The organism is Brevundimonas abyssalis TAR-001, from assembly GCF_000466985.1.
Classification (GTDB): Bacteria; Pseudomonadota; Alphaproteobacteria; order Caulobacterales; family Caulobacteraceae; genus Brevundimonas; species Brevundimonas abyssalis.
The window spans coordinates 12,501-37,706 of the sequence record NZ_BATC01000012.1 but is presented as its reverse complement, the minus strand read 5'-3'; the positions used below and the strand labels follow the sequence as shown (position 1 = coordinate 37,706).

The window sequence follows — 25,206 nt, the reverse complement described above, 5'->3', positions numbered from 1 at the left end:
CCCATGCCCCTGATCGACCGCCTGCGGCGCGAGATCGCCCTGACCGGACCGATGATGGTGGCGGATTACGTGGCCCGCTGCCTGCACGACCCGAAAGACGGCTACTACGCCACCCGGCCGAATCTGGGTGCGCGTGGCGACTTCATCACCGCGCCTCTGGTCAGCCAGATGTTCGGCGAGTTGATCGGCCTGTGGGCGGTGGAGGTCTGGACCCGCCTCGGCGCGCCGGACCGATTCCGGCTGGTGGAGGTCGGGCCCGGCGACGGAACCCTGATGGACGACGCCCTGCGCGCCGCCCGTCTGGCCCCCGCTTTTCTGGAAGCCTGCGACCTGGTCCTGATCGAGCCCAGCGCGCCGCTGCGCGAGGCTCAGGCCCGCCGCCTGTCCGACCACGACCGCCAGCCGCGCTGGGTCAAATCCCTGCACGCCGTCGAGACCGACGCCCCGGTCATCCTGATCGCCAACGAGGTGCTGGACTGCCTGCCCGCGCGCCAGTTCATGCGCACCGACACCGGCTGGGCCGAGCGGCGCGTGGGGCTCGACGACGCCGACGGCCTGACCTTCGGCTTGACCGCGCCCAGCGCCGGCTTCGTCCAACCGGGATTCGACATCGCCCCCGGCCAGATCTTCGAGATCTCCGAGCAGCAGGCCGCCTTCGGCCGCGACCTTGGCGCCCTGATCCGCGAAGCGTCCGGCGCCGCGCTTCTGATCGACTACGGCCGCGACCGGCCCGGTCCCGGCGACACCCTTCAGGCCCTGAAGCGGCACGAGAAGGTCGATCCCCTGTACACGCCGGGCGAGGCCGACCTGACCCAGTGGGCCGACTTTCCGGTGGTTCTGGAGGCTGCCGTGCGGTCCGGCGCCGACGTCACCGGCTGTCGCGGCCAGGGCGATTTCCTGCGGGCGCTCGGCGTCGAGACCCGAGCCCAGAGGCTGATGCAGTCCCGCCCCGACGCCGCGCCGGTGATCGAACGCCAGCTGCACCGCCTGACCGCGCCGGACCAGATGGGCGACCTGTTCAAAGCCGCCTGCGTGTTCGCGCCGAAGAGCCTGTCCATCCCCGGCTTCGAGGGCTGACATGGCTGAGTCCCTGACCCATCCCCTGCTGGACCTGCCGGGCGTCCGCCACGCCTTCTTCACCCGGCGCGGCGGCGCCTCCACCGGCCTCTACGACAGTCTGAACGTGGGGCTCGGCTCCAGCGATGATCCGCAAACCGTGCGCGAGAACCGCCGCCGCTGCGCCGCCGTGTTCGGCGCCGGGGAAGACCATCTGTTCACCGCTTACCAGATCCACTCGACCCTCATCCGCGTGGCCGAGGCGCCGTGGGGCGATCAGCGGCCCGAGGGCGACGGGGTGGTGACCGACCGGCCCGGCCTGGTCTGCGGGGCCCTCACCGCCGACTGCGCGCCGATCCTGCTGGCCGACCCCCACGCCCGGGTCGTGGGCGCGGTGCATGCGGGGTGGAAGGGCGCCCTGAACGGCGTGGTCCACAGCGGCGTGGCCGCCATGCAGGCCCTGGGCGCCATTCCCGAGCGCATGGTCGCCGTGGTCGGCCCCTGCATCGGTCCGGACAGCTATGAGGTGGACGCGGACTTCCACGAACGGTTCGAGCACCACAATCGCGGCGCGGGCCGCTTCTTCCGACCCGGCGCGACGCCGGACAAGCGCCTGTTCGACCTGCCCGGCTTCGTCCTGTGGCGGCTGGCCGAGGCCGGCGTCGTTCAGGCCGCCTGGACCGGACACGACACCTGCACCGACGAGGCGCGCTTCTTCTCCAACCGCCGGGCCTTCAAGCGCGGCGAGCCGGACTTCGGACGCCTGCTGTCGGCGATCACCCTGACCGACTGAGCGGTCAGCCGGGCGTGTAATAGGTCGGCGAACCCGGTCCCACCGGCAGGCCGAAGCCGAACACCCACAGGAAGAACAGGATGGTCCATCCGATCGTGAAGAAGATCGAATAGGGCAGCATCATCGCGATCATCGTGCCGATGCCCACATCCTTGTTGTAGCGGGTCGCCCACGCCAGGATCAGGCCGAAATAGCTCATCATCGGGGTGATGATGTTGGTGGTGGAATCCCCGATCCGGTAGGCGGTCTGAATCACCTCGGGCGAGTAGCCGATCAACATCAGCATGGGCACGAAGATCGGCGCGGTCATGGCCCACTGGGCCGAGGCGGAGCCGATCATCAGGTTCACGAAACAGCAGATCAGGATGAAGCCGATGAACACCGCCGGTCCGGTCAGGCCGCTGTTCTGCAGGAAGGTGGCGCCGTTGACCGCCGTGATGGCCCCCAGGTTCGACCAGGCGAAGAAGGCCACGAACTGGGCGGCGAAGAAGACGATCACCACATAAAGGCCCAGGGTCGATATGGCCGAGGCCATGCCGTCGATCACGTCTCGGTCGTTCTTCATGGTGCCGACCGTGCGGCCATAGGCGAAGCCCACCACCAGGAAGAACAGCAGGATCCAGGTGACGAAGCCGCCGAAGAAGGGCGAGCGGATGCGGTCTCCGGTCTCCGGATCGCGCAACAGGCCCCAGTCGGGAACCAGCGTCAGAGCCATGACGGCGAACACGCCCAGCACCGCCAGGCCGGCCACCTTCAGGCCCTTCTTCTCCTTGTCGGTCAGGGCGTCCATGGAGCCGCCCTTGAGGATCTCGGGATCGGCCTTGGACTTGTCATAGGCGCCCAGCTTGGGCTCGACGATGTAGATGCTGACCAGCGAGCCGATGATGGTCACCAGGAACACGCTGACGACCATGAAGAAGTAGCTGGCCGTGGCCGTGACCGCATAGGTGGGGTCGATCAGCCGCGCGGCCTCCTCGGTGATCCCGGCCAGCAACGGGTCCACCGTGCCGATCAGAAGGTTCGCCGAATAGCCGCCCGACACCCCGGCGAAGGCCGCCGCCATGCCCGCCAGCGGATGTCGCCCAAGCGAGTAATAGACCGCCCCGGCCAGCGGGATCAGCACCACATAGCCCATCTCGGACGCGGTGTTGGACAGCACACCGGCGAACACGATGGCCATGGTCACCACCTTGGGCGAGGCGCCGAGCACGATGCCGCGCACCGCCGCCGACAGCAGGCCCGAGCGTTCCGCCACCCCCACGCCCAGCATGGCCACCAGCACCACGCCCAGCGGCGCGAAGCTGGTGAAATTGTCTACCAGGCTGGTGAAGATGCGGCGCAGGCCGTCGGCGGTCATCAGGCTGACCGCGCGGATCATGCCGTCCTCGGACCGGCCGGACGCGCCCAGCGGCCGGGGGTCCTCCACCGCCACGCCCATGGCCCCGAACAGCCCGGACAGCAGCACGATGGCCACGGCCAGCAGGAAGAACAGGGTCACCGGGTGTGGCAGACAGTTGCCCAGCCACTCCACCCCGTCGAGGAAGCGGGTGAAGGCGTTGCGTTTGCCCGGCGGCGGAGCGCCGGGAGGGGTTGAACCATTGGGCGTGGCCGGCGTGGCGTCGGTCATCAGGCGTCCATGTTCTACAGGATCGGGCGGGAGCTGACCGGCCCAAGCCCGTCCTGAAGCCCCCATGTCGATGCGCACTTTCAACCGACCCGGGACGGAAAGTCCAGCCATGCGGTGGTCTTGCGGACGGCGCGCCTGTTATGACCCGGGGTCACACCGCACTTGAATGAACGAGACGGAGGCCCATGCCCGCCCTGGACACCCTGCGCGCGCAGATCGCCGAATACCCCATGCTGGAGGCCGCCATCGGTCTGACGCTGCTCGTGCTGGCGGCCGTGCTGGTCGACTGGCTGGTTCGTCACGTGCTGCTGCGCATCGGCCAGAAGGTGCTCAAGACGGTCGGTCTGGATGACGAGGCGGAACCCATGGCGCCGGTGGCCCACCGCCTCGCGCGCATCGCTCCGGCGCTGGTGATCTACAACGGCGTCACCGCGATCCCGAATCTGGCGCCGGCCGCGGCGACGGTGATCCAGAACGTGGCCTCGGCCTTCGTCATCCTGAGCGTGGTGCTGGCCGTGGCGGGCGGGCTGGACCTGGTCAACAGCGCCTGGTCCCGCCGCGCGGAGTCCGTGAACCGCCCCATCAAGGGCTACATCCAGGTGGTCAAGATCGTGCTCTATGCGATCGCCGTCATCCTGGTCATCGCCACCCTGATCGAGCGGTCGCCCCTGCTGCTGCTGTCCGGTCTGGGCGCCATGGCGGCGGTGCTGATGCTGGTGTTCAAGGACACCATCCTGTCGCTGGTGGCCTCGGTGCAGCTGACCTCCAACGACATGGTGCGCATCGGCGACTGGATCGAGGCGCCCCAGATGAACGCCGACGGCGACGTCATCGACATCGCTCTGCACACGGTGAAGGTCCAGAATTTCGACAAGACCATAACCACCATCCCCACCTGGAAGCTGGTCAGCGAGAGCTACAAGAACTGGCGCGGCATGAGCGAGTCCGGCGGGCGCCGTATCAAGCGCAGCCTGCTGATCGACCAGAACAGCGTTCGTTTCCTGACCGACGACGAGCGTCAGTCCCTGTGCCGCTTCGCCCTCATCGATGACTATCTGGGCGAAAAGCGTGAGGAACTGGAGAGTTGGAACGGCAAGCTGATCGAGGCGGGGCGTGATCCGGTCAACACCCGCCGCGTCACCAACATCGGCACCTTCCGCGCCTATGTGCGGTCATATCTGAGCAATCACCCGCGCGTGCACGCCCACGGCATGACCCTGCTGGTGCGTCAGCTGGACCCCACGCCCGAGGGCCTGCCGCTGGAAATCTACTGCTTCGCCACCACCACCAACTGGGCGGAATACGAGGGCATCCAGGCCGACATCTTCGACCACCTGATCGCCATCCTGCCCGAGTTCGGCCTGCGCCTGTTCCAGCAGCCCAGCGGGCTCGACCTCACCGGCGCTCTCGGCAGCAGGCAGTCGGATCAGGCTTCGCCGTCGTCCTTGAAGTAGGGCTCGACCGGCCCCTGCAGCTTGACGGTCAACTGGTTGCCCTTGCGGTCCACGCGGTTGCCCACGGCCAGACGGACCCAGCCTTCGGACACGCAGTACTCCTCGACGTTGGTCTTCTCCTCGCCCTTGAAGCGGATGCCGACCCCGCGGGCGAGCATGGCCTCGTCATGGTGCGGGCTGGCGGGATTGACGGACAGACGGTCGGGGGGCGTTTCGGACATGGCGTCTCTTTCGGCAGTACAGTGAGCGCCGTTTAGCCGAGCCCGCCCCGGATCGAAAGGGCCTTGCCCTACTGCACCGTCTGCCGGGCCGGTTCGGTGCGCGCGGGGGCCTCGCCCTCGGCCGCATAGGGCTGCGGCCCGGGAGGAGCGGCGGGCGGGGTCTCGGCCTGCGCCGCCTGGGCTTGCGGGCGCGCCGGCCGCGGAGCGGGTCGGCGGGCCGGCTGAGGGGCGGGCTCGGCGGCCTGGGCCGTGCGCGTGGGCTGGGGCGCGGGCTCATCCGCGACCGCCGCCTCGGCGCGGGCGGCCAGGTCCTCGGCCTCATAGCGGTCGGCCAGCTTCTCGGTCAGCTCGCGGGCCTCGGCGGGCGGCATCTGGGCCATGATGGCGGCCAGGGCGCGCGGGCGCATGGCCTGGGCCACCGGCAGGCGAACCGAGTCGGCCAGGGTGTTGAACACCGCCGCCGCCTCGCGCGGGCGCATGGCCTGATAGACCTGGACCAGCCGGTTGACCTCGGCCTCTTCACGCTCGTCGGCCTGGCCCAGCATGCCTTCCAGCTCGGCCTTAATTGCGTTCAGTTCGGCGATCCGCTCGTCCAGCTTCAGCTCCGCCGCCGCCATCAGCGGCAGCATGGTGGCGAAATCCGTGTCGCGGGCGTCCAGCTGGTCCCGCCGGGCCGACAGGCTCTGGATGATGCGCAGTTCCGCCGGCGAGATGCCCGCCTGCTCGGCCAGCTGCTCTTCCGACAGGGCGCAGACCGCGGGGGCCGAGGCAATGGTCGGCAGGGCCACGTCCCCGGCGGCGACCACGCCTTCCTGGGCCCAGGCCTGGGCGCCCTGGAACAGGTCGGGCGCAAGCCCCACCGCCCGCACGGCGACGATGCCGCCCACGGCGATGGCGATCAGGGGCAGGATGCGGGGCATCTTCATCAGGCGGGCTTTCCGGAAATCAGGCGGCGAACAGGTCTTCGTCCAGCTTACGCCGGGCGCGGTTCAGGCTTTGTTGAGCAGTTTGGTTAGCGGCCAGGGCCTGAAGGATCATGGAGGCGCGCTCGGCCGCCTGTTCCGGGGCCGGATCGGCCCTGGCGGCCGGCGGGGCGCTGGGCTCAAGACGGCGCTCCTGAACCACCGGCGCGGGCTCGGGGCGAGTCGCCGGTTCGGCGCGCTTCGACGCGTTGGCCATCAGCGCCTCCAGCTCCGCCTTCAACTGGCGTCCCTTGACGATGCGGTCATGCAGCAGATCGGTGTCCTGCCCCGCCGACTTCAGCGCCATCAGGGCGTTCTCGGCCTTTCCGGCGGCGGCGTTCAGCTCACTCACAGCCTTGGCGAACTCGGCCTGCCCGTTGCGCAGGGCGGCCAGCTTGCGCTCCAGCCGGATGCCGAAGGCCACGGCCCCGATCAGCAGCAGCATCAGGACGCCGTCCAGGATCAATCCGGTCGCGCTCATCGTTTTCCTCCGGTCAGTCGGCTGGCGGTTTCGACGCTGATGGGACGTTCAATCCGCACCGCAATGTGCTGGCCCTTGCGGCCCATGCGACCCGTGGTCACCGGGATCGAGCCGCAGCGCACGCTGATCTCGCTGTCGGGTCCGGCGTTCAGCATCAGGGTGTCGCCCACCTTCAGGTCCAGCACCTTCTGAAGCGGCATCTGCTGTTCCTCCAGCACGGCCCGGACCTCGGTCTCGGTGGTCCACAGCTCGGTGGCCAGGTGGCTTTCCCAGATGTTGTCGCGCCCGAACTTCTCGCCCATGAACTGCTGCAGCAGCATCTTGCGGATGGGCTCCAGCGTCGAATAGGGCAGCAGCAGCTCCACCCGGCCGCCGCGATCCTCCATGTCGATGCGCAGCTTGACCAGGATGGCGGCGTTGGCGGGCCGCGCGATGGCGGCGAAGCGGGGATTGGTCTCCAGCCGGTCCAGGTTGAAATGCACCGGCGTCAGGGGCTCGAACGCCGCCTGGGCGTCGGCCAGAACCACCTCGATCATGCGCTGCACCAGCATCCGCTCGATAGTGGTGTAGGGCCGCCCCTCGATGCGCAGGGCCGCGGTGCCCCGGCGGCCGCCCAGCAGCACGTCCACGATGGAGTAGATCAGGTTGGAGTCGACCGTCAGCAGGCCGTAGTTGTCCAGTTCCTCGGCCCGGAACACCGCCAGGATGGCCGGCAGCGGGATCGAGTTCAGATAGTCGCCGAACCGGATCGAGCTGATGTTGTCGAGCGACACCTCGACATTGTCCGAGGTGAAATTGCGCAGCGATGTCGTCATCAACCGCACCAGGCGGTCGAAGACGATCTCCAGCATCGGCAGGCGCTCGTAGCTGACCAGCGCCGAGTTGATGATGGCGCGGATGCCGGATCGGTCCGAGCCGTCGTCGTCGCCCAGGTCGAAGCCCAGCAGGCTGTCGATCTCGTCCTGGTTCAGGACGCGTTCGGACAGGCCGGCTTCGCCGCCGTCCTCAGCCGCTCCCGCTTCTGCTTCCGTGTCGACGGTGTCGGCGTCACTCATGGCTTACTGCACCAGCATTTCTTCGATGAGCACGGCGTCCACCTGGCCCGGCGCGGCGATCAGATTGACCCGCCGCAGCAGCTCCTGCCGCAGTTGGTGGCTTCCCGCCGAGCCGGCCAGCTCCTCGGGGCGCAGTTCGCGCAGATAGCCCTGGAACATGTCCTGGAGGCGCGGCGCCTCGGCCTGCAGCGTCTGGGCCAGGTGCGCGTCCTCCATCTCCAGGGTCAGCTTCAGCTTCAGGAAGGTGGGACGGCCGTCCGCCGACTGGATGTTCACCACCATGTCCGGGAGGGTGTAGAAGGTCACGCCATCCGGTCCGCTGGCGATGACGCCTACGCCCTCGCCGCCTTCCTCGCCGCCGCCGCCGCCGTGGCCGCCGCCCTTCTCGGGTGGGGGCGGAGATGCGGGCGCCTCATCGCCCGACGCCTCGGCCGAACCCGGCTGCATCAGGAAGAAGGCCGCCGCCCCGCCGCCCAGCAGCACCACCGCCGCGGCTGCGCCGATGATCAGCAGCATGGGGGGCTTCTTCTTGCCGGGCGCGCCTTCGCCCTCGGCCGCGTCGCCGCCCTCGGTGGGCGCGTCGGTCGTGGCGGGCAGGCCCGCGTCCTTCTTTTTCTTGCCGAACTTCAGCATGTCTTCAGACGCCCCGCGGCCGGCGAATCCCGACCAGTCGATTCCAGTCTCCAGATGACGCGGGTTTGGTTAACGAGGCGTTCATAACCGGCAGTTTCTGCCGGGCGGCGGGGCCTCCGATCCGCACCAATCCCTTATGCGACAAGGATTAACCCTGTTGGCCCGACCCTTGCTCGGGACTGGAGGCAAGGAGTTGCCCGTGGAAAACGCCGCCTATGTCGCCCTGTCCCGCCAGATGACGCTTCGTCGCGAGCTGGACATCGTGGCCAACAACATCGCCAACGCCGACACCACCGGTTTCAAGGTGGAGCAACTGATGGTCGGGACCGAGATCGGTCAGCGGGCGCGCAACCATGGCATCCGCCCCTCGACCAGCTTCGTGCTGGACAACGGCGTGGGCCGCGACTTCGGCCAGGGCGCGCTCAGCCAGACCGGCCGCACCCTGGACTTCGCCATCGAGGGCGAAGGCGCCTTCTTCACCGTCACGGACGGCGACGGCGAGGCCTACACCCGCGACGGGGCCTTCACGCTCGACCCTGAGGGCCGCCTGACCACCGAAGCCGGCAATGCGGTTCTGGGCGACGGCGGCGAGATCATCCTGAACCCTGCGCTCGGAACCCCCACCGTGGCCGAGGACGGCACCATCACCCAGGACGGCCAGGTCACCGGCCGTCTCGGCGTGGTGCGCTTCGCCCTGCTGTCGGTGCTCGAGAAGGGCGGCGACGGCCTTTACCGCAACACCGCCAATGAAGCCCCCATCGAGGCCAATGACGTCCAGATCCGCCAGGGCATGCTGGAGGGCTCCAACGTCAACACCATCCTCGAGATCACCAGCCTCATCGAGATCAGCCGCGCCTACGAGCGGGCGGCTAAGATGATCGAAAACCAGTCTGACCTGTCCAAACGCGCCGTCGAGCGCCTCGGACGCGTGAATTAACCCTTCCCTCAAGCAGCGAGGCCCTGCGGGCCGAGCGCCAGGGAAACGAAAGGAGAAGCTGACCATGCGCGCACTTCGCACCGCCGCCTCCGGCATGCTGGCCCAGCAGCTGAACGTGGAGGTCATCTCCAACAACATCGCCAACATGAACACGGTGGGCTTCAAGCGACAGCGCGCCGAGTTCCAGGACCTGCTGTACCAGAACGTCGAGCGTATGGGGGCCCAGTCCTCGGCCCAGGGCACCGTGGTGCCCACCGGCATCCAGATCGGCGCCGGTGTGAAGGCCGGCAGCGTCTACCGCATCATGACCCAGGGTTCGCCCACCCAGACCGGCAACACCTACGACCTGGCCATCGACGGGCGCGGCTACTTCCAGGTGACCATGCCCTCGGGCGAGATCGCCTACACCCGCGCCGGCAACTTCTCGGTCAATCAGGAAGGCCTTCTGGTCACCGACGACGGCTATCAGGTGGAGCCCGCCATCGCGATTCCGCAGGAGGCCGTGGATGTGTCCATCTCCCGCGCGGGCCAGGTTCAGGTGATCCTGGACGGTGAGGCCGAGCCCCAGGTCGTGGGCCAGCTGGAGATCGCCACCTTCTTCAACGAGGCGGGCCTCGAGGCCATCGGCGACAACCTGCTGCTGGAGACCGCCGCCTCGGGCCCCGCCACCATCGGCGCGCCCGGCGACATCGGCTACGGGCAACTTCTGCAGGGTTACACCGAAGCCTCCAATGTGGATGCGGTCAGCGAGATCACCGCCCTGATCGTGGCCCAGCGCGCCTACGAGATGAACTCCAAGGTCATCTCCACCGCCGACGAAATGCTCAGCGTCTCCGCCCAGGTGAAGTCATGATGAGAGCCGTCTATCGCCGCCCGGCCTTCGAGGTGATGCCGCGCCGCCGCCGCGCCCGCATGGGCATGGGGGGCGCCGCCCTCGCCGCCCTGATCATCGCCGTGGTCGCCGCCACTCCGGCCCTTTCCAGCCCTGTCAGCCTGTCCGCCAACCCCATGGATGACGACGGCCGCATCACCCTGGGCGAACTGTTCGACGGCGCCGGTTCGGCCTCGTCCGTGGTCGTCGCCCGGCGCAGCGGCCCGACCGCCGTTCTGGACGCCGGCCAGATCCAGGCCGCCGCCGCCCGCGCGGGGCTGCACTGGAGCAACCCCGACGGTCTGCGCCGCATCGTGGTGCGACAGGGATCGGCTGGCGCCTCTCTCACCCAGACCTCAGCCCCCGCCGGGCGTCCCGGCGCGACGGTCGAGGTTCTGACCTACGCCCGCAGCCTCGCGTCCGGCGATGTGGTCCAGCCCGAGGACGTGGTCTGGTCCCAGGTCCAGGCCCACCAGCGCCCGCGGGCGCGCCCCAGGATGCGGCCGAGGTGATCGGCCTGTCCGCCCGCCGCGCCATGCGCGCCGGCGCGCCGGTCCAGTCCCGCGACCTCACGGCGCCCGAGGTGATCGCGCGCGGGGACATGGTCCAGGTGGCCTTCATCTCCGGCGGGGTGCGCCTGACCGTCACCGGCCGCGCCACCCGCAACGCCGCCATGGGCGAGCCCGTGATCGTCACCAACCTCGACTCCGGTCGCGCCATCGATGCGGTGGCGGTCGGTCCCGGCCAGGCTGTCGCCGGTCCCGCCGCCCGAGCCGCCCGCGCCAATCCCCAACAATTCGCCGCCCTGCGCTAGAGGAATCCCGTCATGCGTAAAGCCCTCGTCGCCATCGTCCCCCTGGCCCTGCTCGGCGCCTGCTCCACCGCCATGGAGGCCGTGCGCGGCCCCGAACTGGCGCCGATCGGCTATCCCGCCGCCCTGGTGCCGGCGACCCAGCAGATCCTGCCCGCGCCCGAGACGCGCCCCGCCTCGGCCAACTCCATCTGGCGCTCGGGCTCGCGCACCTTCTTCGGCGACCAGCGCGCCCGCAACGTCGGCGACATCCTGACCGTGGCCATCGACATCCGCGACCGGGCCCAGACCCAGAACTCGACCCAGCGCAGCCGGTCCAACGAGATCAACTCGGGCGTCACCAACTTCTTCGGGCTCGAGGCCGAGGCCGCCGACGCCATCGGCGGCGCCTTCGACCCCTCGGCCCTGATCGGCTTCGGCGGCGGCTCCACCTCGGCCGGCTCGGGCAGCGTCAGCCGCTCCGAGAACATCAACGTCACGATCGCCGCGGTGGTCACGGCGGTCATGCCCAACGGCAACATGGTGATCCAGGGTCGGCAGGAAGTGCGCACCAACCGCGAGGTGCGCGAGCTGACCGTCGCCGGCATCGTGCGCCCGGAAGATATTTCCTCGGCCAACATCATCCGCCACGACCAGATCGCCGAGGCCCGCATCCACTACGGCGGACGCGGCGACATCAGCCGGGTCCAGGGCGCCCCCGCCGCCCAGTCCCTGGTGGAGCGCTTCAACCCGTTCTGACCCGCGAAAACGGCTCAGCTTCCGTTCATGTTCGGCCTGTCAGGGTCTGATCATCGAACGCAGAAAGCTGAGCCGTGAACTGTTCCCGGCCGTCCGCGTTCTGATCGGCGGAGGCAGTAACAGTATGTTCAAGGTTCTTATTCCCGCCGCCGGTTTTCTGGGCTTTGTGGTCCTGGCCGCCCAGCCCGCGTCGTCCGGCTATGAGGTCCAGCAGGACGTTCAGCCCATGGGCTGGCACCTGCACCAGGAAGGCTCCATGGCCAAGCTGGCCTATGGCGTGGCCAATTCCGACCAGCTGGCCCTGATGATGACCTGTGATCCCGGTGACCGCAGCGCGGTGATCTATGGGGACGTTCAGCCCGATTCCCCCCGCCTGATGCGGGCCTCCGTCAGCTATTCCGAGCCCGACCCGCTGTCGGGCGGCGAGGCCTATGAAACCCGCATCGCCCTGAACGACTCCGCCCTGATCAATCTGGTGGAGCGCGGCGCCCTTCAGGTCGAGGGGGCCGCCGGCGCCTTCACCCTGCCCGCCACCGAGGCCGAGCGCCTCACGGTTTCGCGATTCCTCGGCTATTGCGCTTCGGACCGCGCCTGATCACTGTCGGTTCAGGAAACGGGGGTGCCTGAACCATGACCGCATGGCTGTTGATGGCTGCGGCGCTCGCCGGCCAGTCGCCCGAACAGGCGCGCTGGACCTGGACCCTTTATGGCGCGGATGGCGGCGACAGGGTCGTCCTGGCCAATGAAATCCCCGACACCCCGAGCCTGCGCGCCACCCTCGAGTGCGACCCCGGCAGCGGCGCGGTTCTGGTCTCGGTGTTCGACCGCGAGGGCGCCGACGCCGGCTATGTCTCGATCCGCTCGGGCCAGGCCTCCACGGCGTCCCAGGGCGAACTGGCCGAAGACGGAGGCGCCACGCGCCTGACCGCCTCCATGCGCATGGAGCACCCGGTGTTCGCCGCCTTCCTGGAAACCCGAGCCCTGGCCCTGCACCAGGGCGAGAACCGCTGGACCGTGCGCGTGGGCGCCCGGCACGGCGCCCTGCTCAATGACTTCGCCGCGCCTGCGGCGGCTGACCCCGGAGGCCCCATGAGAGCCCTCAATCCCCTGATCACCGTATCGTCCGTGCTGATTCTGGCCGCCTGCGCCTCGGTGGAGACGCCGACGCCGGAACCCTGGGTGCGTCCGGAAAGCCCCGCGCCGACGCCCATCGCCGGCTTCGACTGGCACTTCAACCGCCATGCCGACGGCGCGGCCCTGGCCTATGGCGTCGCTGAAAGCGACGACGTGCGCCTCAGCCTGCACTGCGAAACCGGAACGCCGGGCCTGATGCTCTACAAGGATGTGGAAGAGGGCGCGGCGCCGGTCATCCATCTGGAATCCGGCGGCGAAACCGAACGCTTCCCCGCCGAGGCCCAGCCGTCCATGCTCAGCGGCGGTGTGATCCTCAGCGCCACGGCCGACCCGTCCCATCCGGTATTCCAGCGCTTCCGCCGCGTCGGCTGGATCGCCTCCTGGGTCGGCGACCGCCGCGAAGCCTACGCCGCCCACGCCGGGTCCGAAGCCGCCGTCGAAAGCTTCTTCAACGCCTGCGGCTAAACGGATCATGTCCGGAAGAATGAAAAAGTTTCACAACATTCTTAGCTACATCACAGTTGCGTCATTCTTTCTGTGCGTTTATCTCTACGAACGCAGCTCTTTGATAAAAACGGATATAACCAAATACGCTGTATACATATACAATCCGGGGCCTCGATATGTTCCGACTGATTTGGCAATAGTATTTTACACAACATATGTATTGATTTTTGTTTTATTTGTATCGGCCTTTCTAGTGAATAAGCGAAACGATACTGACTCAAGCAGTAGAGAACCCGGGGGATAGGCGGTCGGTACAATGAACCTTGCTGACAGCTACGACTGCGTGTCCTTCCCCTTAGCGAGCTAACCCACCGCTCCGACACACCCCTCCGGCCCGCCCGGCGCGATGCGCGCCTCGGTCAGGGCCAGGGTCCAGCCGTGGTGGGTGTGCAGGCCCCAGCGGCGTGCGCCCGCGCCGTCGCCCGCGTCGCCGCCGGCCGACACCACCACCCGCCGTCCGCCCGGCAGGGCCGCCGGGTCAATAGGGCCGACCGCAAAGGCTGACGGAACCTCGCCCCCGAAGCCCTCGAACACGCTCAGGTGCGCCCACTCCTTGCGCAGTCCTATCCACCAGGGCGTGTCGTTGTTCACCGCCAGCACGGCTACGCCGCCCCCGTCCGAGGCGAAGCGCAGGGCGGCCTCGGCGTCCTGCACCATGCGGATGTCCGCCGCCCGGCCGAACCGCTGGCGCGCCCCGTCGAACGCCCGGGCCGGTTCGTTGGGCGACCACACCTGGACCTTGAGCTGGCCCTGCTGGGCCAGCCCCCAGCCGACGATCTCGCGCCACAGCCCCGTGACCGCCTCCTTGTGGGGGGCGGCCGCACGGCCGTGGACATGGGCCAGCACGGCCTTTTCCCGGTCCGGGCGCAGCTTGGTGTGCGGCCCCGTCGGCGCGTCCTTGGCCCGGCCCACCTGACCGGCCAGATCCAGGCGCTTCTGGAACAGCTCAAGAAGCTGGTCGTCGACGGCGTCGATCTGGGCGCGCAGGGCGGCGAGCGCCTTGTGTTCGGGAGAGTCAGCGGCCGATTCAGGCCAGACCTGATGCAGGGTCGAATTGGACATGGGTGATTTCGCTGGAGAGGAGTTTCAGGGACAGGGGCGCGGTCCGCCGCTCTGGCGTTCAGAGCGGTCGCCGGCGAGGCGGTCGGTTTTCAGAAAACCCGACGCCTCAGCCGGCGTATCGAAACTCGGAGGCGAAATAGCCGAAATAGGCCGCGCGCGAACGGTCAGAGGTGGAGACGGAAAGCGCGCGCGACATGGACATGACAAGGGTCCGGCAGTTGCGGTCAGATCGACCGTGCGGCCCAGAACACGCAAAATCCTTGCGCCGTCAACCCTCTGAGGCCGTCAACAGGACAAAGCGCGTGCGGTTATCCGCTGAATCCTGCAGATCGTGGCGCAGAATCGACAATCCATAGATTTCGGCCGCGGGCGGCGGCGCCACGGCCGCGCGGCTCAGATCCTTCGCCTCGGCCACGGCCCGCGCGGCCCCGGCGGTGTCGAAAACCTCGCGCGCTTCCAGCCCCAACTCGGCCAGCGCCTTCACGCACTGCCCGAGGGCGGCGGGATGGCTTTCGGCGGTCTTCAGGTCCGACAGGCGCGCCCCCTGCGCCGCCATCAGCGCCAGCCGGATCGGCCGCCACACCTCCGTCACCACCGCCAGACCCGAGGCCGCCACCAGATCGGCGGCGGGCTGGACCACGCCGATGGTGGAGTTCTCCACCGGGATCAGGGCCAGGCCGCAGTCGCCCGAGCGCACCGCATCGATCGCCTGATCGAAGGTCTCGAACGCCACCGGCTCGTCCCAAGGCCGCAGGGCCAGGCACGCCGCGTGGCTGAAGGCGCCGGGCGCGCCCTGATAGGCCACCCGCGCCGGGCCTTGCGATGGATCCGGTGCGTTCATGTCTTACATATCCGCCGTTTCACGCAGGGCGCCAAGAGAGGAGGTGGTGTCCTCAGGCGTCGCTCGTTAGGGTCGGCGCAGTCCACGGAGCCCGTCCATGATCCTCGCCCCCGTCCGCCGCCGTCATGTTCTCGCCGGTGTGGGCGGACTCGGCGTGGCGGGTCTGGCGGGATGCGCCACCACTTCCCCCGCCGCTCCGGCTCCGGCCCGTCCCGGCTTCCAGCCGCGCGTCCTGGCGCCGCTGCGCATGGACATGTCGCGCCTAACCCACATGACCGTCTGCCTGCGTCCGTTCCGCGCCGCCGGGCCGCGACTGGACGTGGAGACCGTGGGCGACAAGCGGGTGGTGCACAACTACGGCCACGGCGGCAGCGGCTGGTCCCTGGCCTGGGGCTCGGCCCGCATCGCGGCCGCCAATGCGCTGGAGGGCGGCCATCGCGACATCGCCGTCATCGGCTGCGGCGCCCTGGGTCTGACCGCCGCCCTGACGCTGCAACGGGCCGGCGCCCGCGTGAGCATCTACGCCGCCGAACGCACCCCCCAGACCCGCTCGGCCCGCGCCACCGGCGTCTGGTCGCCGGATTCCCGCATCGCCGACGCCGCCCGGGCGCCCGCCGCCTTAGGGGATGTCTGGGAGCGCATGACCCGCGACTCCTGGGCCATGCACCAGACCTATGTGGGCCTGCCCGGCCGGCCGTTGTTCTGGAACGACAACTATATCCTGCGCGACGCCCCGCGCGCGCCCGTGACGCAGCCCGGTACGCAGCCCGCGCCGGACCCGGGCCGACCAGCCATCGACTTCGCCAACTACTCCAGCCGCGTGCGCGACCTGGGCTCCCGGTCCCGCCCGCTCGAGCCGCACGAGCACCCCTTCCCCGTCGCCCAGGCGCGTCTGGGCCTGACCATGACCTTCAATGTCGCGGCCCTGGCCGCGCGCCTGACCGACGATTTCCTGCGCGAGGGCGGCCGCATCCAGCAGATGACCTTCCACACCCCCGCCGACCTTGCGCGCCTGTCCGAACCGGTGGTGGTCAACTGCACCGGCTACGGCGCCCGCGCCCTGTGGGGCGACGACACCCTCACCCCCGTGCGCGGCCAGATCAGCTGGCTCGCCCCCCAGCCGGAGGTCGACTACAGCCTCTATTACAGCGGCGTCTCGGTCGTCCCCCGCCCCGACGGCATCGTCGTCCAGGCCCTGGGCGGCAGCGACATGTACGGCTATGGCATCGAGGAGGAGGTCGCCGACCGCGCCGAGGCGGAGCAGGCGATCAATACGGTGGCGCGGCTGTTCGCGTAACCGCGAACAGTCGCGCGTCAACCACCATCGTCCAGACTTGAGCGGAACAACGCCTCCACCGAGCCGCCGTTGGCCTCGAGTTCACGCTCCACACGCCGGCGGCTCTCGTAGTAAAACAGCGCCGGCGTCCGCCGCCCCTCGGCGATCAACCGGGCCGCCGCTTCATCGGACAGGCTCCCCGAACCCGATACGTGGTCGCAGTACCCCTCCACGACCCAGGTCGGATACGATCGATGCCCCAGGAAACCGAACCGATGGCGGATCAGCACATGGGTCCGTTCGTGGGCGATGACCCCTGACAGATCCCGGGCCGGGAATGGATCCACGCTGTTCCATACCTCGTCCGTGACGATGCTGGAGCGGTTGATCACGATGGTCTCGGTCGGGGGGCGCGAGATGGCCAACGCGCTCGAACTGAAGGTCAGCAGTCGCCAGCGCAGGTCCCCGTTCGTGAGATAGACCGGTCGCTTCAGAACCTCGCCGCGGAACAGCGGGCTTGCCCGGACCAGGGTGTCCGCGCGGACTATGACCCCCGTGATCTCGTCCGGGATCGGCGTTTCGGAATAGACCCGCGTCTCGCCCACGGTCCGTACATGCGGAAACAGCAGCAAGGGCGGATGAAACACGCTGGCGATCAGATAGATGCCGGGGATCCAAAACGCCCCGGCGAGTGCAAGAACGATCACACGCCGCATCAGCATTCCCCCCGGCCGTTCCTCACTCCGGGGCGAGGATGATCAAGCCGCCTCGGACGTCTCCACCCGGCCCGACTTCAGCCGCTCGGCCACCAGGAAGGCCAGCTCCAGCGCCTGGTCGGCGTTCAGGCGCGGGTCGCAGTGGGTGTGATAGCGGCTGGACAGGTCGTCCTCGGTCACCGCCTGGGCGCCGCCCAGACATTCGGTGACGTTCTGGCCGGTCATCTCCAGATGGACGCCGCCCGGGTGAACCCCCTCGGCCTCGGCCACGTCGATGAAGCTGCGCACCTCGCCCAGGATGCGGTCGAACGGCCGGGTCTTGAAGCCGGTGGACGCCTTCAGCGTATTGCCGTGCATGGGATCGATGGACCAGATCACCCGCTTGCCCTCCGCCTTGGTGGCGGCCATCAGGGCCGGCAGGCGGTCGCCCACCTTGTCCGCGCCAAAGCGCCCGATCAGGGTCAGTCGGCCGGGGATGTTGTCCGGGTTCAGAGCGTCGATCAGGGGCAGAAGGTCGTCCGGCTCCATGGTCGGGCCGCACTTCACGCCGATGGGGTTCGAAATGCCCTTCATGAAGTCCACGTGGGCGCCGTCCAGCTGGCGCGTGCGCTCGCCGATCCACAGCATGTGGGCCGAGGTGTCGAACCATTCGCCCGTGGCGCCGTCCAGCCGGGTCATGGCCGACTCCACGTTCAGCAGCAGGGCCTCGTGGCTGGTGAAGATCTCCACCCGGCTCAGGTCCGGATGGGTCTCCGGCGTCACGCCCACCGCCGCCATGAAGGCCAGCGCTTCGCTGATCTTGTCGGCCAGATCCCGGTATTTGGCGCCGTAGGCGTTCTCGGCCGCGAAGCCCAGGGTCCAGCGGTGGATGTTGTAGAGGTCCGCATAGCCCCCGCCCGCGAAGGCGCGCAGCAGGTTCAGGGTGGCGCTGGACTGGTGATAGGCTTTCAGCAGGCGCTGCGGATCCGGCAGACGCTCTTCGGGCGTGAAGCCCATGCCGTTGATGATGTCGCCGCGATAGCTGGGCAGCTCCACCTCGCCGATCTGCTCAATCGCCGAAGAGCGCGGCTTGGCGAACTGTCCGGCGATGCGGCCCACCTTCACCACGGGCTTGCGCCCCGCGAAGGTCAGCACGACCGCCATCTGCAGGATCAGCCGCAGGGTGTCGCGGATGTTGTCGGTGGAGAATTCCTTGAAGCTCTCGGCGCAGTCTCCGCCCTGCAGCAGGAAGGCGTTGCCCGCCTCCACCTGCGCCAGACGGTCCTTCAGGTTGCGCGCCTCGCCCGCGAAGACCAGCGGCGGCATGGCGCGCAGCTCGTCCTCCACCCGCTCCAGGGCGGCCATGTCGGGATAGTCCGTCGGCATGTGCTTGACGGGTTTCGATCTCCAGCTGTCGGGAGTCCAGCGCGTGTTCATTTCAACAAGATAGGCAAACGGGCGCGGTGGAACAACGATTATGCGCCGATCAGCATGATCGCAGACGAGGTTTTCACCTCACCAGGCTCCCATTTCGCGCAACGCCTTGGCCAGATCCTGAGGCAGATCCGTCGCCTCCGCCGTGGTCAGGTCCGTCGGCGCGTCCTTCGCCTCCAGGTAGCGCCAGCCCTGAAACGGCCGCCGGGCCAAGGGCGCGGTGCGGATGACGCGGGGCTCCAGGGTGATCTCGCAGCGGCTGGTCTTGCCCTCGCCCAGGGTCGTGATGTCGAGGATCGGCTGGCGGCATCCCGCCGCGCCCTTGATGACCCAGTACAGCGATCCGCCGTCCTCGATCTCGGCCGCCCGCTTGGGCGTCATGCGCGTGTGCACGATCAGCGGCCGCCCCGAGCCCGCCCGCGTCTCCAGCCACTCGATCTCGGACACGCCCACGCACAGCTTGATCAGATGCAACGCCATGGGCCGGGTCTAGCATCTGCACGGCGGCGGAAAAGGGCCGGGGATGTCGCGGCGGGGGATAAAGCTCGCCCCGCCTCGCTCTGCTAGGCGCCCAGCTCTCTCAGCTGGGATTCGATCCGCGCCCGGTCCCCGCCTTCCGCGCCGCTCAGCTCCTGGCGCAGAGCCGTGGTCAGGTCGTTCGCCGCCCGGGCCACGCGCTTCTTGGCCAGACCCGCCATGACGAACAGCGCGATGCTGACGGCGGTCATGACCAGCAGCATCAGCACCCACTTGCCGATGTCTTCCTGCGCCGCCTCGGAATAGCGCAGCGCCATCTCGGACGTCTGCGCGATCTTGAACAGGAACAGCACCCAGCCCAGCGCCGTGGCGATCCCGAGGATCATGGCGCCTCGCCTCGTCTGCGCATGCCCCTTCTTCAACCGGCGCCAGTCGTCCAGGCGCGCCTGCATGTCCGTCATCTTTTCCCCCTTGGAGTGCGCGGGTGTCCAACCCGATTGACCTCACCCCGCCGCCCGAAACAGGCGACGAGACTTCAACTTTTCCTTTCCTACGGAAGCACCCGGACCGTAATCCATCCGCCCTCCGGACTGTTGGGCATGACGCTCGTGGTGACGCCGCCGGACGTCTCGTACAGGGTGTAGGTGTTGCGCGGCATGTTGCCCCCGGCCATCATGAAGCGGCCCAGCTCCGTGCCGAAGCGGACTTTTTCCGCATCGCTTTCGATGCCTGCGGCGGCGTGCATCATGTCCTTGAGCGCCTCATAGGCCAGAGGATGCGAGTTGGCCTGCATATAGAACTCCATGGTTCCGGCCTCGATCTGACCATTGCCCTCTGTGATCAACGACAAGACATAGGGTTCTTCTGACGACTCCGACCCCGCACAGGCAACGAAGGATGTTCCGGACAACTCCCTGCCCTCGCTGTCATCGGTCGCTTCCACGAAATTATCCGCGCAGCCGGCGGGCGGCCCTTCGCGGAAGGCGTCCATGAGCGCGCGCTTCTCTTCGAGGCTGGGCGCGGGTGAGCCCCCCGGTCCTGCGGTCGTCACTTCCCCGGAAGCCCCGTCCGCCCCGGCTTCGGATGTTTCATCCCCGGACCCGCAGGCCGCCAGCGCCAGAGCGGACACACAGGCCGCCATCAAAGACACTTTTCTCATCACACCCTCACCCAATAAAAAAGGACCGGCAAATCTGCTTCGCCGTCACTCACAGTCGATAATCTCGAAACTGGCCCCGCTGCGCTCCAGCTCCGCCTGGTTCGAGCCGTAGCTGGTCAGCAGGGGTCCAAGGGGAACCGTGCGGGAACCGTTCGCTGCGATCGTCAGAGGACCGACGGTCGAGGCATTCCCGTCGGGATCAGCCGCTGAAATGGTGACCCGCCGTTCGTCATCGGAATTATTCTCGATGCGCGCCGACACGTTGTTGGCGAACATGCCCCGCTCGACCAGCACATCCAGCTCAACGGCTGAACACCCGCCCCCGCCGATCACGCCGCATCCCGTCAGCATCGCCGACAGAGCTGCCAGACAGACTAAGCGCCCATAATTCCTCATAATTTGCCCCTCGCTTGAATGTCTGCGTTACGATCCACAGACGATCACCTATTCGGCTGAGAATCGTATGCCGCAAAACATTGTTTTTCCATTTCTAGCCAATGATCATAATTGGTCAAGTCCGATGGCACGCCCAGCACTGACTCATGACTAATTAATCAAGTCAGCACGGCGAATTCACTACATTGTCGATATATCGCATACGAATGTTATGTGAGATTCTATATTCAACACCTACTCACTCGACCGATTGTCCGGGTCCGGGGTGGCGGCGCATGGTCATCGCCCCGGGGCTTGCGTCGCGGCGCGGCATTCGTCATGCGCTGGTCATGTCCGAACCGCACCCTCCCCTGACCTCGCTGGCCCATGGCGGCGGCTGCGGCTGCAAACTGGCGCCCGCCGTGCTGCGCTCCATCCTGTCCGAGGCCCCGGCGCCGGGCGCCTTCGCGGACCTGCTGGTGGGCCGCGAGACCTCGGACGACGCCGCCGTCTGGCGGCTGAACGACCAGCAGGCCCTGGTCGCCACCACGGACTTCTTCATGCCGATGGTGGATGATCCCTTCGACTTCGGCCGCATCGCCGCGACCAACGCCCTGTCCGACGTCTACGCCATGGGGGCCACGCCCATCTTCGCCCTGGCCGTGGTGGGCATGCCGGTCTCGGTCCTGCCCGCCGAGGTGATCCGCCGCATTCTGGACGGCGGTTCCGCCGTTTGCGCCGAGGCGGGCATTCCCGTCGCGGGCGGCCATTCCATCGACAGCGTCGAGCCGATCTATGGCCTGATCGCCCTCGGCCTGGTCCATCCCGACCGCATCCTGACCAATCGCGGCGCCCGCGCGGGGGACGTCCTGATCCTGACCAAGCCATTGGGCGTCGGCGTGCTCAGCGCCGCCTTCAAGCAGGGCCGGCTGGACGAGGACGGCTACGCCGCCCTGATCGCCACCACCACCCGCCTGAACCGCATCGGGGCGCGCCTCTCCGACGTCCAGGGCGTCCACGCGGTCACCGACGTCACCGGTTTCGGCCTGCTGGGACACGCCATGGAGATGGCGCGCGGCGCCGGACGCGAGCTGCACATCGAGCTCGAGGCCGTGCCCCTGATCGCCCAGGCCGCCCGTCTGGCGCGGGAGGGCGTCCGCACCGGCGCCTCCGGACGCAACTGGGACAGCTATGGCGACGGCGTCATCCTGCCGGACGGCTTCGATCCCGCGTCCCGAGACCTGCTGACCGATCCCCAGACCAGCGGCGGCCTGCTGATTTCCGTGGCCGAGGATGCCGCGGCCGCCGTGCTGGACCTGATCCGCGCGGACGGCTTCGTGGAGGCCCGCCGCATCGGCCGGGTGACCGACGGCCCGCCCGCCGTCCGCGTCGTCTGATGGCGCGGCTGACCCGCGACGTCTCGCCCGAGGCCCTGGCCGCCTTCGACGCCCTGATCGATGTGCGCAGCCCGGCCGAGTTCGCCGAGGATCATCTGCCCGGCGCCATCAACCTGCCCGTGCTGGACGACGCCCAGCGCGTGGAGGTGGGAACCCTCTACGTCCAGAAATCCAAGTTCGAGGCCCGCCGTCTGGGCGCGGCCATGGTGGCGCGCAACATCGCCACGCATCTGGACGGCGTCCTGTCCGATCGTCCCGGCGCCTTTCGCCCCCTGGTCTACTGCTGGCGCGGCGGTCAGCGCTCCGGGGCCATGGTCAGCGTGATGGATCAGGTGGGCTGGCCGGTGACCCAGCTGGAGGGCGGTTATCAGACCTGGCGGCGCCATGTGGTCGCCAGCCTGCATGATCCCGCCCAGGCGCCGCGTGTGATCCTGCTGGACGGCCCGACTGGCGCGGGGAAGACCGCCCTGCTCGCCGCTTTGTCCGCTCGGGGCGTCCAGACCCTGGATCTGGAGGGCCTGGCCAACCATCGCGGCTCCCTGTTCGGCGCCGCGGCCGAGCCCCAGCCCGACCAGAAGCTGTTCGAGAGCCGCCTGGCCGCGGCTCTTGCGGGCTGCGACCCCAACCGCCCCATGGTGGTGGAGGCGGAGTCCAGCCGCATCGGCCGGCTGATCATTCCTCACGGCCTGTGGTCCGCCATGAAGGCGGCGCCGGCGATCACCCTCGATGTGCCGATCGCGGCGCGGGTGCGCCGCACCGTCGAGGAATACGCCGACATCGCCAATGACCTGTCCCGGCTGCAGGCCGCCATCGCCGCCCTGCCCGCCCATCACAGCCGCGAGGCCCGCGCCGCCTGGCTGGCCCAGGCCCGCGCCGGCGAAATGGCCGACCTGGCCGAGAGCCTGATCCGCGACCACTACGACCCCGCCTATCGCCGCTCGACCGCCAGGTCCGCGCGCGCCGGCCTCGGTGCGGTGCCTTGGGACGGGACCGAGGCGGCCATGGCCGCCGCCGCCGACGCGGTCGCCCGTCTGGTTGACGCTCAAGCCCGCTGACTGGACGCCGGACAAGCAAAAACCCCACGGCGCGAACCGTGGGGTTTTTTGTGTCTTGGGTGCGGGAGCAGGATTTGAACCTGCGACCTTCAGGTTATGAGCCTGACGAGCTACCGGGCTGCTCCATCCCGCGGCAAGGCGGTCTATGTGAAGGAAGAAGGGTTCGAGAACGATCCGGCCTCAAGTCGCGAGCAACCGCGTTGCGAGCATAGGCCGAAAAGCATTCTGTGTGTCTGGTAGACCCGGCGACGACCTACTCTCCCGCGCCTTAAGACGAAGTACCATCGGCTCTGGAGGGCTTAACGACCGAGTTCGGAATGGGATCGGGTGGGGAACCTCCGACATAGTCACCAGGTCAACCAGACACACAGAAATGAGAAGACATCGTCGCGTTTTTGTTTCGGCAAGTAAAACCGAATGAGTTTTGCTGAGAAACGATCAAGCCGATCGGATTATTAGTACCAGTAAGCTTCATGCGTCACCGCACTTCCACACCTGGCCTATCAACGTGGTAGTCTTCCACGATCCTCAGCGAAGCCTTGTTTTGAGGTTAGTTTCCCGCTTAGATGCTTTCAGCGGTTATCTATTCCATACTTAGCTACCCTGCTGCGCGGCTGGCGCCACGACAGGTCCACCAGAGGTATGTCCATCCCGGTCCTCTCGTACTAGGGACAGATCCTCTCAAGCTTCGAACACCCACGGCAGATAGGGACCAAACTGTCTCACGACGTTCTGAACCCAGCTCACGTACCACTTTAAATGGCGAACAGCCATACCCTTGGGACCTGCTCCAGCCCCAGGATGTGATGAGCCGACATCGAGGTGCCAAACTTTGCCGTCGATATGGACTCTTGGGCAAAATCAGCCTGTTATCCCTAGAGTACCTTTTATCCGTTGAGCGATGGCCCTTCCACGCGGGACCACCGGATCACTATGGCCGACTTTCGTCTCTGATCGACTTGTCAGTCTCTCAGTCAGGCGAGCTTATGCCATTGCACTCGACGAGCGATTTCCGACCGCTCTGAGCTCACCATCGCGCGCCTCCGTTACACTTTAGGAGGCGACCGCCCCAGTCAAACTACCCACCACGCCATGTTCCGGGACCGGATAACGGCCCTCGGTTAGACGTCAACGACAGTAAGGGTGGTATTTCAAGGATGGCTCCACCAGAGCTGGCGCCCCGGTTTCATAGCCTCCCACCTATCCTACACATACGGTCGCTAACGCCAAGGCGAAGCTATAGTAAAGGTTCATAGGGTCTTTCCGTCTGACCGCGGGAACCCCGCATCTTCACGGGGAATTCAATTTCACTGAGCCTGTGCTGGAGACAGTGGGGAAGTCGTTACGCCATTCGTGCAGGTCGGAACTTACCCGACAAGGAATTTCGCTACCTTAGGACCGTTATAGTTACGGCCGCCGTTTACCTGGGCTTCAGTTCGTTGCTTGCACAACTCCCTTTAACCTTCAGGCACCGGGCAGGCGTCAGACCCTATACGTCGCATTGCTGCTTCGCAGAGCCCTGTGTTTTTGCTAAACAGTCGCTACCCCCTGGCTTGTGCCACTCTTCTCTGGTTGCCCAAAGAAGAGTCACGCTTATTCCGAAGTTACGCGTGCAATTTGCCGAGTTCCTTCAGCACAGTTCTCTCAAGCGCCTTGGTATGCTCTACCTGACCACCTGTGTCGGTTTCGGGTACGGTCTCTGCTGGAGTTATTTCCAGGGACAACTTCGCTGCCGGGAACAATCCAATAAGCCCCGACAACTTACGTCATCCGTCACTTCCAGCTGGTGCAGGAATATTTACCTGCTTCCCATCGACTACGCTTTTCAGCCTCGCCTTAGGGGCCGACTAACCCTGCGCAGATTAGCTTTACGCAGGAACCCTTGGTCTTTCGGCGACAGTGTTTCTCACACTGTTTATCGTTACTCATGTCAGCATTCTCACTTCCGATACCTCCAGCCGCCCTCACAGGCGACCTTCACAGGCTTACGGAACGCTCCGCTACCGCTTGCAGTAAACTGCAAACCCATATCTTCGGCGCACGGCTTGAGCCCCGTTACATTTTCCGCGCAGGATCGCTTGATCAGTGAGCTGTTACGCTTTCTTTAAAGGATGGCTGCTTCTAAGCCAACCTCCTGATTGTCAAAGCAATCCCA

General features: G+C 67.3%; 27 protein-coding genes, 1 tRNA gene and 2 rRNA genes (1 of these 30 cut by a window edge). 13 read left to right on the top strand and 17 right to left on the bottom strand.

What is annotated here, in order from left to right; translation table 11 throughout:
- Positions 1-3: 3 nt before the first annotated feature.
- Together MBEBAB_RS05235 and pgeF are read left to right on the top strand one after the other, a co-directional pair.
- The gene (locus MBEBAB_RS05235; protein WP_021696894.1) at positions 4-1,077 is read left to right on the top strand and encodes a class I SAM-dependent methyltransferase; all 1,074 of its coding nucleotides are present in this window, start codon (positions 4-6) and stop codon (positions 1,075-1,077) included.
- Position 1,078: 1 nt separating this feature from the next.
- Positions 1,079-1,849, top strand: a complete 771-nt coding sequence (gene pgeF / locus MBEBAB_RS05230) for a peptidoglycan editing factor PgeF (protein ID WP_021696893.1) — start codon at positions 1,079-1,081, stop codon at positions 1,847-1,849.
- Between the two features lie 4 nt (positions 1,850-1,853).
- On the opposite strand, the gene MBEBAB_RS05225 is transcribed toward pgeF, so the two are convergent.
- A complete protein-coding gene (locus tag MBEBAB_RS05225) occupies positions 1,854-3,476 on the bottom strand; it encodes an AbgT family transporter (RefSeq protein WP_045318900.1) in 1,623 nt (540 codons plus the stop codon).
- Positions 3,477-3,661: 185 nt separating this feature from the next.
- Between MBEBAB_RS05225 and MBEBAB_RS05220 the strand changes: the two genes are divergently transcribed.
- Positions 3,662-4,930, top strand: coding sequence for a mechanosensitive ion channel family protein (locus MBEBAB_RS05220; RefSeq protein ID WP_021696891.1), 1,269 nt, complete (start codon positions 3,662-3,664; stop codon positions 4,928-4,930).
- Here the strand turns inward: MBEBAB_RS05220 and MBEBAB_RS05215 are convergent.
- The 5 genes from MBEBAB_RS05215 to MBEBAB_RS05195 all read right to left on the bottom strand — a co-directional run bounded on the left by MBEBAB_RS05215 (position 4,903) and on the right by MBEBAB_RS05195 (position 8,282).
- On the bottom strand, positions 4,903-5,151 hold the full coding sequence (locus MBEBAB_RS05215; protein WP_021696890.1) for a DUF3297 family protein: 249 nt from the start codon (positions 5,149-5,151) through the stop codon (positions 4,903-4,905). The genes MBEBAB_RS05220 and MBEBAB_RS05215 overlap by 28 nt on opposite strands.
- Positions 5,152-5,219: 68 nt before the next feature.
- Positions 5,220-6,077, bottom strand: coding sequence for a MotE family protein (locus MBEBAB_RS05210; protein ID WP_021696889.1), 858 nt, complete (start codon positions 6,075-6,077; stop codon positions 5,220-5,222).
- Positions 6,078-6,096: 19 nt separating this feature from the next.
- A complete protein-coding gene (locus MBEBAB_RS05205) occupies positions 6,097-6,594 on the bottom strand; it encodes a DUF6468 domain-containing protein (RefSeq protein ID WP_021696888.1) in 498 nt (165 codons plus the stop codon).
- Positions 6,591-7,649 carry a flagellar motor switch protein FliM gene (gene fliM / locus MBEBAB_RS05200; RefSeq protein WP_021696887.1) on the bottom strand — a complete coding sequence of 353 codons (1,059 nt, stop codon included), beginning with the start codon at positions 7,647-7,649 and terminating at the stop codon, positions 6,591-6,593. The genes MBEBAB_RS05205 and fliM overlap by 4 nt, the downstream gene beginning before the upstream one ends.
- A gap of 3 nt (positions 7,650-7,652) precedes the next feature.
- Positions 7,653-8,282 (bottom strand): flagellar basal body-associated FliL family protein, encoded by a 630-nt coding sequence (locus MBEBAB_RS05195; RefSeq protein WP_021696886.1) that lies wholly within the window; start codon positions 8,280-8,282, stop codon positions 7,653-7,655.
- Between the two features lie 199 nt (positions 8,283-8,481).
- Here MBEBAB_RS05195 and flgF point away from each other — a divergent pair, with 199 nt between their 5' ends.
- From flgF to MBEBAB_RS16085, 7 genes are all read left to right on the top strand, one after another.
- Positions 8,482-9,219, top strand: coding sequence for a flagellar basal-body rod protein FlgF (gene flgF, locus MBEBAB_RS05190; RefSeq protein ID WP_021696885.1), 738 nt, complete (start codon positions 8,482-8,484; stop codon positions 9,217-9,219).
- Between the two features lie 64 nt (positions 9,220-9,283).
- Positions 9,284-10,072, top strand: coding sequence for a flagellar basal-body rod protein FlgG (gene flgG, locus MBEBAB_RS05185; RefSeq protein ID WP_021696884.1), 789 nt, complete (start codon positions 9,284-9,286; stop codon positions 10,070-10,072).
- Positions 10,069-10,602: a hypothetical protein gene (locus tag MBEBAB_RS17290; RefSeq protein WP_242397086.1), complete on the top strand. Its 534-nt coding sequence runs from the start codon at positions 10,069-10,071 to the stop codon at positions 10,600-10,602. The genes flgG and MBEBAB_RS17290 overlap by 4 nt, the downstream gene beginning before the upstream one ends.
- Entirely contained in the window at positions 10,599-10,904 is a 306-nt protein-coding gene (flgA, locus tag MBEBAB_RS17285; RefSeq protein WP_052516744.1) for a flagellar basal body P-ring formation chaperone FlgA, read from the top strand. Before MBEBAB_RS17290 ends, flgA begins: the two co-directional genes overlap by 4 nt.
- A 12-nt stretch (positions 10,905-10,916) precedes the next feature.
- Positions 10,917-11,639 carry a flagellar basal body L-ring protein FlgH gene (gene flgH, locus MBEBAB_RS05175; RefSeq protein WP_021696882.1) on the top strand — a complete coding sequence of 241 codons (723 nt, stop codon included), beginning with the start codon at positions 10,917-10,919 and terminating at the stop codon, positions 11,637-11,639.
- Between the two features lie 124 nt (positions 11,640-11,763).
- A complete protein-coding gene (locus MBEBAB_RS05170) occupies positions 11,764-12,234 on the top strand; it encodes a hypothetical protein (protein ID WP_021696881.1) in 471 nt (156 codons plus the stop codon).
- Positions 12,235-12,269: 35 nt separating this feature from the next.
- Positions 12,270-13,238, top strand: coding sequence for a hypothetical protein (locus MBEBAB_RS16085; RefSeq protein ID WP_021696880.1), 969 nt, complete (start codon positions 12,270-12,272; stop codon positions 13,236-13,238).
- 345 nt (positions 13,239-13,583) lie between these two features.
- Here the strand turns inward: MBEBAB_RS16085 and MBEBAB_RS05155 are convergent, their stop codons facing one another.
- Positions 13,584-14,342 (bottom strand): chorismate mutase, encoded by a 759-nt coding sequence (locus tag MBEBAB_RS05155; protein ID WP_021696879.1) that lies wholly within the window; start codon positions 14,340-14,342, stop codon positions 13,584-13,586.
- Between the two features lie 268 nt (positions 14,343-14,610).
- Entirely contained in the window at positions 14,611-15,183 is a 573-nt protein-coding gene (locus tag MBEBAB_RS05150; RefSeq protein WP_021696878.1) for a prephenate dehydratase domain-containing protein, read from the bottom strand.
- A 97-nt stretch (positions 15,184-15,280) separates the two neighbouring features.
- Between MBEBAB_RS05150 and MBEBAB_RS05145 the strand changes: the two genes are divergently transcribed.
- Positions 15,281-16,480 carry an FAD-dependent oxidoreductase gene (locus tag MBEBAB_RS05145; RefSeq protein WP_021696877.1) on the top strand — a complete coding sequence of 400 codons (1,200 nt, stop codon included), beginning with the start codon at positions 15,281-15,283 and terminating at the stop codon, positions 16,478-16,480.
- Between the two features lie 17 nt (positions 16,481-16,497).
- Here the strand turns inward: MBEBAB_RS05145 and MBEBAB_RS05140 are convergent, their stop codons facing one another.
- The 6 genes from MBEBAB_RS05140 to MBEBAB_RS05115 all read right to left on the bottom strand — a co-directional run bounded on the left by MBEBAB_RS05140 (position 16,498) and on the right by MBEBAB_RS05115 (position 20,575).
- Complete coding sequence (locus tag MBEBAB_RS05140; protein WP_045318907.1) at positions 16,498-17,175, bottom strand: hypothetical protein; 678 nt, start codon at positions 17,173-17,175, stop codon at positions 16,498-16,500.
- 42 nt (positions 17,176-17,217) lie between these two features.
- Positions 17,218-18,591, bottom strand: coding sequence for a class II 3-deoxy-7-phosphoheptulonate synthase (locus MBEBAB_RS05135; RefSeq protein ID WP_045318899.1), 1,374 nt, complete (start codon positions 18,589-18,591; stop codon positions 17,218-17,220).
- Between the two features lie 78 nt (positions 18,592-18,669).
- The gene (locus tag MBEBAB_RS05130) at positions 18,670-19,068 is read right to left on the bottom strand and encodes a DUF1489 family protein (RefSeq protein ID WP_021696874.1); all 399 of its coding nucleotides are present in this window, start codon (positions 19,066-19,068) and stop codon (positions 18,670-18,672) included.
- Between the two features lie 83 nt (positions 19,069-19,151).
- Positions 19,152-19,526 (bottom strand): hypothetical protein, encoded by a 375-nt coding sequence (locus MBEBAB_RS05125; protein ID WP_045318898.1) that lies wholly within the window; start codon positions 19,524-19,526, stop codon positions 19,152-19,154.
- 89 nt (positions 19,527-19,615) lie between these two features.
- Positions 19,616-20,056 (bottom strand): hypothetical protein, encoded by a 441-nt coding sequence (locus MBEBAB_RS16080; protein ID WP_206771050.1) that lies wholly within the window; start codon positions 20,054-20,056, stop codon positions 19,616-19,618.
- Positions 20,057-20,269: 213 nt separating this feature from the next.
- Entirely contained in the window at positions 20,270-20,575 is a 306-nt protein-coding gene (locus MBEBAB_RS05115) for a hypothetical protein (RefSeq protein ID WP_021696871.1), read from the bottom strand.
- Between the two features lie 374 nt (positions 20,576-20,949).
- Here MBEBAB_RS05115 and selD point away from each other — a divergent pair, with 374 nt between their 5' ends.
- Together selD and mnmH are read left to right on the top strand one after the other, a co-directional pair.
- A complete protein-coding gene (gene selD / locus MBEBAB_RS05110; RefSeq protein ID WP_045318906.1) occupies positions 20,950-21,996 on the top strand; it encodes a selenide, water dikinase SelD in 1,047 nt (348 codons plus the stop codon).
- Entirely contained in the window at positions 21,996-23,051 is a 1,056-nt protein-coding gene (gene mnmH, locus MBEBAB_RS05105) for a tRNA 2-selenouridine(34) synthase MnmH (RefSeq protein WP_021696869.1), read from the top strand. The genes selD and mnmH overlap by 1 nt, the downstream gene beginning before the upstream one ends.
- 56 nt (positions 23,052-23,107) lie before the next feature.
- On the opposite strand, the gene MBEBAB_RS05100 is transcribed toward mnmH, so the two are convergent.
- The 3 genes from MBEBAB_RS05100 to MBEBAB_RS05090 all read right to left on the bottom strand — a co-directional run.
- A tRNA-Met gene (locus MBEBAB_RS05100) sits at positions 23,108-23,184 on the bottom strand.
- Positions 23,185-23,291: 107 nt separating this feature from the next.
- Positions 23,292-23,406: ribosomal RNA gene (gene rrf / locus MBEBAB_RS05095) — 5S ribosomal RNA — on the bottom strand.
- A gap of 79 nt (positions 23,407-23,485) precedes the next feature.
- A 23S ribosomal RNA gene (locus tag MBEBAB_RS05090) occupies positions 23,486-25,206 on the bottom strand; it runs 1,070 nt beyond the window's last position.